5 protein-coding genes are annotated in these 3,214 nt (G+C 41.9%); all 5 read left to right on the top strand.

What is annotated here, in order from left to right; genetic code table 11:
* The coding region (locus AC1DQW_RS27360) for a hypothetical protein (RefSeq protein WP_477456960.1) at window positions 1-951 on the top strand (951 nt) is incomplete at its 5' end.
* Window positions 936-1,139, top strand: coding sequence for a hypothetical protein (locus tag AC1DQW_RS27365; protein ID WP_477456961.1), 204 nt, complete (start codon window positions 936-938; stop codon window positions 1,137-1,139). The genes AC1DQW_RS27360 and AC1DQW_RS27365, both read left to right, overlap by 16 nt.
* 214 nt (window positions 1,140-1,353) lie before the next feature.
* Complete coding sequence (locus AC1DQW_RS27370) at window positions 1,354-1,569, top strand: hypothetical protein (RefSeq protein ID WP_477452086.1); 216 nt, start codon at window positions 1,354-1,356, stop codon at window positions 1,567-1,569.
* Window positions 1,559-1,867, top strand: coding sequence for a hypothetical protein (locus tag AC1DQW_RS27375; RefSeq protein WP_477456962.1), 309 nt, complete (start codon window positions 1,559-1,561; stop codon window positions 1,865-1,867). The genes AC1DQW_RS27370 and AC1DQW_RS27375 overlap by 11 nt, the downstream gene beginning before the upstream one ends.
* Window positions 1,868-2,178: 311 nt before the next feature.
* The coding region (locus AC1DQW_RS27380) for a sugar-binding domain-containing protein (protein WP_477456963.1) at window positions 2,179-3,214 on the top strand (1,036 nt) is incomplete at its 3' end.

Raw genomic sequence — 3,214 nt, forward strand, 5'->3', positions numbered from 1 at the left:
TTCGATCCTGGAGTTCTAATTGACGGCCAGGGTACAGGCTGGCTGGTTTTTGGAGCCGGAACGCCCAAAACAAAATATATGCCGGATAATGCCAGGATTGTCAAATTAGGAGCAGATATGATCAGTTTGGCCAGCAGTATTTCTAAGATACCCGCTCCTTATTTTAACGAGGCCAGCGACCTTAACTTTATCAATGGGACCTGGGTTTATAGCTATTGTACAAATTGGGATGAACGCACTGTCTGGCCTTATAGCAATATTGCTAAACCAACCGCATGCAACATATCTTATATGACGAGTAAAACACCCTTAAATCCGGATAGTTGGAAGTATCGCGATAATTACTTTAAGAATACTGGTGACGTTAACGTGGGGCCTATGACAAACAATCACACTCACGTGTTCAAGTTTAAAGAGAAATATTATCTTGCTTACCATGCCATGTATTTACAGGATTATTTTAACACCAAGGGTGGTTTTCGTAATGCGGGTATCGAACCAATACAGGTAGATGAAGGGAGTGATGTGGCTTTCCCCATGGTCAGCGCAACTTTTAAAGGCCCCTCACAACTTAACCTGTTAAATCCATTCGTTGTTCAGCAAGCAGAAACCACTGCAGGCACTTCGGGTCACGTCCAGTTCGATACTGCTGGTATTGTGGGTAATATGGTTGCCATAGGAAAAACAGATAAACAATGTCTCATGGTGCGGGGAGCCGATTTTAACAAACAGGTCCCTGCCAAATTCGAAGCCCGGGTGAAAGGAACAGGTAGAATTGATGTTTATGTAAATAATCTTAAAGGCCCGGCTCTTGTTTCCCTTATGTGTGATGTGAAGGACTGGACTACGCTCTCCAAACAAATAGCACTGAACATACCTAAAGGAGTGGGTAATATCTATTTTGTATTTAAAGGAGAGGGTTTTTTGTTTGATGAATGGAAATTTTATTAAGTCCGGTTGCCGGTTTATTGATGCTATTTACAAGTAGCCGTCCGATCAAAACGGGCTGTTACTGGCGATTGGGTGAAACGGTTAAGCCTTTGTTTTGGGAGCTGGGTAAGTTGCTTGATCAGCGTATGATGGATGCCATTAAGCAGTGTATAACCAGTAATGTTGGATTAAAGCTTTTTCTAGAATAGGGATGCTGTGAACATATTAGTCAGTACCGTTTCCTGGTGAATTAAATAAGAGAGAGTTTAGTTGAATATAAGTGGATGCCTGGGGCCTTTACCGAGAGGTCCCGGCATTTTTTAACTATAACAATTCTGTTTTCAACATGAAAGAAATCGATAGTAATCTATTTGAACGCATGACGATTGCCGCCGCAATAATACCTGGTTAAAAAAAGAGAACATGGAAAATCAAATTAATTCAAAAGCGCCGGAATTAGATAAAAGTGAAATTGAAGCTTTGATAGAGGATTTTGATACAATTGGGATGTTGCTTAAGGAGCACCTTACTATTTTCAGCAACCCTATCTTAACTCCGAAATCGAAAAAAATGTGTAACGAGGGCCTGGTCCTCATTAAGAAGTTTACTCAAAAATGTTTAGAACATTATGGGATTTAAAATATTATGGGATGCTCCCCCAAATTTGATATCCATGGGGAATAATACCTGGTTAAAAAAAGAGAACATGAAAAATCAAATGATTTCAAAAGCGCCAGAATTAGATGAAAGTGAGATTAAAGCTTTGATAGAGAATTTTGATACGATTGGCATGTTGCTTAAGGAGCACATTGATATATTGAGTAACGCTACCTTAACGCCTCAGTCGAAAAAAATGTGTAACGAGGGCTTGGTTCTTATTAAGAAGTTCACTCAAAAATGTTTAGAACATTATGGGTTGCGTTACCTATCAAAATAAAGTTTCAACTATAGGCTATGTGGATATGGCTGCCACACGCAGTTAAACAGGTAACAAATTAAAACAAAAAAATGTAGACCGCATGGTGTTCGTACTGAAATTAACAGGCAGTACTGGGGCTATTCGGATTGGACCATTGATTCGTCAAGGCGCTTTCCTCCGGGAACAGCCTTTGCCGCGAGCAGGAATCCTGGGCTGGCCTTAAACCGGGGCTGGTGAAAATTACGGCTGCAAATAAATAGTATCGGGGAGAGGAAAAGATTATACAACATTTTAGGATTATCGGACTTGCCAGCGCAGGTCAATTGACAATGAAAAATAAATATATAATAAAAGGGATATTTTGTATCCTGTTACTGATAACGGTAAAAACAGCCACCTATGCGCAGCCTTCGGTGCCCGCATCAAAACGCGAACATGTGTGTATAGACAATGACTGGCGCTTTGCATTAGGGCATCCTTATGATCCGGCAAAGGACTATTATAATGGAACAGGAGGGTTTTCTTATTTCGCTAAAACCGGCTATGGCGACGGCGCTGCATCGCCGGGATTTGATGATAGGGGCTGGCGTAAAATTAACCTCCCGCATGACTGGGCGGTTGAACAGCCTTTTAGTCCTAAAGCTAGCGTAAGCCACGGATCGAAGGCGATAGGCCGGAACTTTCCTGATGCCAGCGTGGGCTGGTATCGTAAAACTTTTGTCGTTCCGGCTACCGATCTGGGTAAGCATATATCTATAGCTTTCGACGGTGTTTTTCGTAACAGTATAGTTTGGGTCAATGGGCATTACCTGGGTACCGAGCCCAGTGGGTATAATAGCTTTGAGTACGATATTTCTGAATATTTGAATTATGGAGGTAATAATGTTATAGCATTACGGGCTGATGCAACCATGGAAGAAGGCTGGTTTTATGAAGGCGCCGGTATTTACCGGCATGTTTGGCTCAATAAAACCGACCAGCTGCATATTGCTGCCAACGGAACATGTGTTACAACCCTGGTGAAAAACAATATTGCCGATGTTACTGCAACGGCCACGATTATTAACAGCGATAAAAAAGCAAGAAGCTTTAGCGTAACGCAAACCATTGTTGACGCCGATGGTAAAACGCTTGCTACCGGCAAAGCGACAGGGTTTACTTTGAAACCTTTTACATCGCAAGAGGTTAAAAGCGTTTTACCTGTAACTAATCCGAAGCTATGGTCGATAGAAAGCCCCTTCCTGCACCGGTTGCTTACCACCGTTGAAGAGAATGGCGCTGTTACCGACAATTATACAACAACATTTGGAATTCGCACCATCAGGTTTGATGCCAACGAAGGTTTTTTCCTGAATGGCAAACACG

The organism is Mucilaginibacter sp. P5_A4 (assembly GCF_056400605.1).